The 6,251-nt window shown below is 66.9% G+C and carries 3 protein-coding genes; all 3 read left to right on the top strand.

The features are described from left to right. Nucleotides 1-3,949 (top strand): thrombospondin type 3 repeat-containing protein (locus VFW45_16690; protein ID HEU5182426.1); only part of this gene is annotated, 3,949 nt, incomplete at its 5' end. 222 nt (nucleotides 3,950-4,171) lie between these two features. After that, nucleotides 4,172-5,605 carry an Asp-tRNA(Asn)/Glu-tRNA(Gln) amidotransferase subunit GatB gene (gene gatB / locus VFW45_16685; GenBank protein HEU5182425.1) on the top strand — a complete coding sequence of 478 codons (1,434 nt, stop codon included), beginning with the start codon at nucleotides 4,172-4,174 and terminating at the stop codon, nucleotides 5,603-5,605. Between the two features lie 144 nt (nucleotides 5,606-5,749). Then, a partial coding sequence (locus VFW45_16680; protein ID HEU5182424.1) for a TetR/AcrR family transcriptional regulator occupies nucleotides 5,750-6,251 on the top strand: 502 nt, incomplete at its 3' end.

Below are 6,251 nucleotides of genomic sequence, written 5' to 3'. Positions count from 1 at the left end.
CAACGAGACGGTGGCGGTGGTGGTGAACGATCCGCGCTACGCGGCGGGAGCGACCTGCTCCCCGACGGGTAACGCGGGGGCCCCCGACGTCATCCAGATCAATGCCTGGTCGAACTCGGAGCCGTTCCCCGGCGAGGTCATTTCCCTGACCGAGACCGGCAATGCCACCGGAATCTTCCGCGGGAACGTCCCCATCTCCGGGATCTTCAACTCCGCCGGGGTGGTCTTCACAACCCCGGGGCTGGAGACCAACCTGTTCTTCGCCTACGAGGACAACCTTTGCGACTCGAACGAAAACCACAAGGCCGGTCAGAGCGATTTCGACAACCTGGACGGTGACGGAATCCAGGCGGCCTCCGGCCGGGACGGCATCTGCGGCACGGACGATGACATCCCCGGTCTGTTCGGAGCCGACGGTCTGTGCGGCTTCAACCCCAGCACGAACGCCATCGATGATACCGGTGACAACTGCGCGCTGGTGTACAACAACCTGCAGGTCGACGCGGACGGCGACAAGGTGGGCGGCAACGACACCGCCGGCGGCGTCTACTTCGGCTGCGATAACTGCCCTCTGACCTACAATCCGGACCAGGCCGACGGCGACCTGGACGGCGTCGGGAATGCCTGCGACTGGGACGACGTCGACGGCGACGGCATCATCAACAGCGTGGACAACTGTCCCGACTGGGCGAATGCCGGCCAGCAGGTTTCCAACGGCGCACCGCCCCGCGGCGAGGATTGCGACGGCGACGGCACCGGAAGCGAGCCGCCCGATGACCTCGACGGCATTCCGACCGTCTCCGACAACTGCACCCGGACCGCGAACCCGGGCCAGGCCGACACCGACGGTCCCGCCGGTGGCTTCGTGCAGGCCCTGGGCGACGCCTGTGACGGCGATTGCCAGGGTGCCTGTGTGGGCGGACCCACGCCGGGCCGGCGCTGCGCCTTCACCTCGGAATGCGGCGCGGGCGGCACCTGCGGCGGCCGCGTCTGCTCGACCGTCGACGATGATGCCGATGTCGATGGTGTCAAGGACACCCTCGACAACTGCCCCGTCACCAGCAATCCGACCAGTCTCCCCGGCTCGGATCCGCCGGTGCAGTCCGACGACAACTTCAACGGCATCGGCAACGCCTGTGATCCCGCGGGGAATTTCGACGAGAACCTCGACGGCCTGCCGGACGATGTGGCGAACGGTCCTTTCTTCGCCATGGCCGCCTCCTGCAAGAACGTCCCGCTGGCAAGCCTGGTGGTGATCTCCACCCTGGTCCGCGACCGGGCCGAGCTGAAGACCTGCACCGGCGGGCCCACGGTCGCCGCCTGCGTGGGGGGTGTGAACGTGGGGCGTGCCTGCACCTCCGGCGCGGATTGCCCCGGCTCCAGCTGCGGTGCCGCGGCGGCCAACTCCTGCGGCGACGGCGACGCTTTCGGCGACCCGGGGGAGCGAGTCCGCCTCGCCCTGTTCCTGCAGAACAACAGCGGCTTCAACCTCACCGGCATCAACCTGGCGCTCACCACGGCCGATCCCGACATCGCCTGCATCCTCGACACCAACATCGCCATCCCGGCGCTTGCCAACGGCGCCACGATGGATACCCGGACCCTTGCTCCGGGCGACGACCCGGCGCAGCCCACCGACGGCCGGTTCTTCGAGGCGGTCATCGCGCCCACCGCCCAGACCGTCAATCCGCTGCAGGCGGCGCGCGGCAGCTTCAGCCTGGCGCTGAATGCCAACGAGGCGGGCGGCGTCGCCTCGCCCGTCTCCCTGTCGATCCTGCTCGATCTGGATGTCCCGGGAGGCGCTCCGATCTACATCACTCCGACGCGCTGCAGCGGGGAAGTGGCGGGTGTCCCGCTGAGCCAGGTCGGCAACGTCTGCACCACCGACGCCGATTGCAGCGCCGTGGCCGGCTCCTGCCGCGCCGGAATCGTGTTCGAAAACTTCGAGACCCAGGGTCCCTCGCCCACCGGCACGGGTGGAGTCAGCCAGAACAACGATTTTTCCCTCAGCATCGGGTTCATCGAGCGCAACGCCGCCGTCGATTCCGACACGACGATGGTCGGCAAGGCCTGCTATGGATTCATCGAGGTCCTGGGCCGCACCCCGCCGAGTGGCTGTGAGATCGACCCCGATTTCCAGACCGACTGGCATTTCGAGATCGCGGGTGCTGCTCCGAACCCCAAAGCGTTCAAAGGCAACAAGTCGGCCCACTTCGGGCGGCATACGCTCGCCACGGGTGTTCTGGAGCGCGCCGGCGACACGACGCCGCACCGCGAGATCGAGGCGTTCGTGACTCGACCCATCAATCTCACGCCCTTCCCGACGTCGGGTGATCTTCTTCTCAGCTTCTGGCACATCGCCAGCTTCGCGGATGATAACCGCATCGGCTTCCAAATCGGCCAGGCCGGCGACCGCGCCGATGTCCAGATAGCGGTCGACACCGATCCGACCGCCGCCGACAACTTCAGCCGGTGGCAGAAGCTGGTCCCGTACCAGAACGTCTACGACCACACCAGCCAGGTCTTCTCCTGGTTCGGGTATTGCGAGTTCACGCCGACCGACGCCGCCAAGCCTTCGAACCCGAACGTCTTCGGGGAGACGATGTGCTTCCCCGACGGCGTCTGGTCGCATTCGGGCAACGTCATCGGGAGCAACACCCAGTCCATCGGCCAAGCCCAGGGGCCCGGTGTCCTGGGCAGCGCCGGCGACGGCGTCTGGGTCCAGTCGAAATTCGACCTGTCAACCTATCTCGGCCAGCGCGTTAAAATCCGCTGGATCGCCAATATCTGGGAGTTCGGAATCGGCTGGAACTCGTACATGGAGCCTCCGGCCGGCACCAACCCCTTCGATATCGGCGTCTCGGACGACGGCTGGTGGGTGGACGCCATCCATATCACGGGCGCCATCACGGCGCCTTTCTCTCCCATCGTCGATCCCACGACGATTCCGCTGACGACCCAGTGCCCGGCTACGGCCGCAGCCAATTGCGACCAGTCGCTCGGCAGCAACGGCTTCACGGTCAGCTTCACCGTGGACGACACCGACCAGGACGGCGTCATCAGCCCCGGCGAGCAGATCACCCTCGACGCCTCTCAGACGCTCAATCCCGGAGGCTGCGCCGACGGCGTGCCCCAGTTCCGCTTCTCCCGCATCAACGGGCCGACGACGGTCCTCCAGGACTGGTCGACCGACCCGACGATCCAGCTCAGCAACGAGGTGGACGGCGACAACTACGGCGTCGAGGTCCGCTGCAGCTCGGATTTCTCCTGCACCACCGCCCTGGTCAGCCCGCCGCTCGGCGCCGCCGGCTGCGCCCCGTTGGGCCTCCGGATAGCCGAGCCTCCGGTCGCCCCCTGCACCGGCAACAACTCGGTCGCCGGCCAGTGCCTGCCGGGCTTCACCACCTGGACCTTCGGACCTTCTTGCGCCGCTCTTGGCGCGGGCGCTTCTCTGATCTGTGCCACGACACACAACTGGGAGCATCACAACGATCCGGACGGCGTTCCCGCAGGCCAGGTGTGTCACGCTCGCGCCCCGCAGCTGTGGGGGAACTCGTTCATCTCCACGGGTCCGTTGACTATTCCGCCACCCACCATTACATGGGGTCCCATTGCCGGCGCGGTGTGCAACACGCCGATTGGGACGGGGTTTTCGCCCAACAGCTGCGACGTCTCGCCCGGGGGTCCGCCCATTACGGTTCCCGTGGGGCCGGTTCCGGCCGACATTACCTGCGGTGATCCGGCGGTGCCTCCGCCCAACACGGTGACCTTCTACCTGGCCGGCTACCACACGGTGGTCTCCGGGGCTGCCTGCACAGCGCCGGTGCCCGCGCCTCCGCCGTCGGTTGTCAACATCGACTACGCAGGCTCCACCGACTGCTACCGCTGGGACGACGACTCCGCCGTGGGCGGCAACTACACCCCGGTGCTCTCGACCGGCTGCCCGTAGAAGCGAACGAGTTTTCACGTCGAGCGGGGCCTTCGGGCCCCGCTTTTTTCTTGGGCGAAGCTCCAGACCAGGCTTCGGATGGACACTCGGAAGGTGCCTGGCACCCGCGACGCGGTAACCTTTGGGACAGCAGGGTGCTCCCGTCGGCCTCCGCCGACCGCCGCCGCCTGATATAATCCGCCTCCGGAAGCCAGCCCGCGACGCGCCCATCAGGAAAGCGCCATGGAATTCGAGCCGGTCATCGGCCTGGAAGTTCACGCCCAGCTGCTGACGCAGTCGAAGATCTTCTGCCCCTGCTCGACCCGGTTCGGCAATCCTCCCAACACCAACACCTGCCCGGTCTGCCTCGGGATGCCGGGGGTCCTTCCGGTCCTCAATCGCATGGCGGTGGAGCTGGCGCTGCGCGTGGGGCTCGCGGTGGGCTGCGACATCCGCTCCAAGAGCCTGTTTGCGCGGAAGAACTACTTCTATCCCGACCTGCCAAAGGGGTATCAGATCTCGATGTACGACCAGCCGCTGTGCCTGGGCGGTTCCGTCACGATCGAGACGGGGGGGACGCGCAAGCGGATCGGGCTGACACGCATCCACCTGGAGGAGGACGCCGGCAAGTCGATCCATCAGCCGGGCGAGGACCGGACGCTGGTGGATCTCAACCGCGCGGGGGTGCCGCTGATCGAGCTCGTCAGCGAGCCCGATCTGGCGAGCCCGCAGGAGGCCCATGCTTATCTCACGGCGCTGCGCACGCTGCTGCTTTATCTGGGGGTGTGCGACGGCAACATGGAGGAAGGCTCGCTGCGCTGCGACGCCAACGTGTCGGTGCGCCCGAAAGGCGAGACGAAGCTGGGCACCAAGGTGGAGCTGAAGAACCTGAACTCGTTCCGCTTCATCCAGAAGGCGCTGCAGTTCGAGATCGAGCGGCAGAGCGGGCTGCTGCGGGCCGGCAAGCCGGTCGCGCAGGAGAGCCGCCTGTACGACGCCGACGCCGATGTCACCGAGACGATGCGCGGTAAGGAGGAGGCGCACGACTATCGCTACTTCCCCGAGCCCGACCTCCTGCCGCTGCGGGTGGAGGAATCCTGGCTGGAGGAGGTCCGCGCGTCGCTGCCCGAGCTGCCGCTGGAGCGGCGCGACCGCCTGGTCTCCGAATACCAGCTCCCGGCGTACGATGCCGACGTCCTGACCACCACGCGCGAGCTGGCCGATTATTTCGAGGTGGCTGCAAAGGCCAGCGCCAATCCCAAGGCCGCGAGCAACTGGGTGATGGGGGAGGTGCTGCGCAAGCTCAAGGAAGCGAAAGCCGACATCGCGCAGTGCCCGGTCTCTCCGGAAGCGCTGGCCGAGCTGATTGGCTTGATCCTGTCCGGGACCCTCAGCGGCAGCCTGGCCAAGGAGGTCTTCGAGGAGATGTGGACCACGCGCCAGCCGGCGCCGGAGATCGTCCGGGCGCGCGGACTGACGCAGATCAGCGACGAAGCGGAGCTGCTCACCGCCATCGATCAGGTCATCGCGGCCAATCCGGGACCTCTGCAGCAGTACCGCGCCGGCAAGGCCGCCACCTTCGGCTTCTTCATGGGGCAGGTGATGAAGGCCACCAAGGGAAAGGCCAATCCCGCCATGATTCAGAAGCTCCTCACCGATCGGCTGAAGGATTCCTGACCCCGGCGAGCGCGGCGCGGGCCGCCCCAGCCGCTCCTCACGGATACATCCCCCACAGCATGATTGCGGGCCGCGGGCCGCGAGCCGGGGGCACTTGCATCCTCCGGCGAATATGACTAAAGTATAAATCCGGTCATGGGTCAAATGAGACAAATCGCCCGGCGCGAAGATATCGCCGACCTGATTCTGGACGGGGTGGACACCCTGCTGGCCCGTTACGGTTATCGCAAGATGACGATGGAAGACCTGGCTCAGGAGGTGGGGATCGGGAAGGGAACGGTCTACCTGCACTTCCCCGGCAAGGAGGACCTGGTCCTCGCCCACATCGATCGCATCGTCGAACGGCTGCTGGAGCGCCTGCGGGAAATCCACCGCGAGCCGATGGCGCCGCGCGAGCGGCTGCGGCGGATGCTGATCACCCGGGTCATGTTCCGCTTCGACAGCGTCGGACACTATACCCAGAGCTTGAACGACCTCCTCTCCGCGCTGCGGCAGTCCTTCCTCGCCCGGCGCCAGCGCCACCTCCAGAAGGAGGTCGCGGTGTTCGCCGAGGCTCTCGAGGAGGGGCGCGCCGCCGGCGCCTTCCGCTTCGACGATGCGAAGGGCACTGCCCAGGCGCTGCTGTGGGCGACCAACTCCCTGCTCC

It is taken from the genome of Candidatus Polarisedimenticolia bacterium, from assembly GCA_035764505.1.
GTDB lineage: Bacteria > Acidobacteriota > Polarisedimenticolia > Gp22-AA2 > AA152 > AA152.
This window is presented reverse-complemented; position numbering and strand designations above follow the sequence as displayed.

Excerpts from the sequence above, each read along its gene's own strand:
- gatB (HEU5182425.1), top strand. The coding sequence starts at position 4,172 with ATGGAATTCGAGCCGGTCATCGGCCTGGAAGTTCACGCCCAGCTGCTG.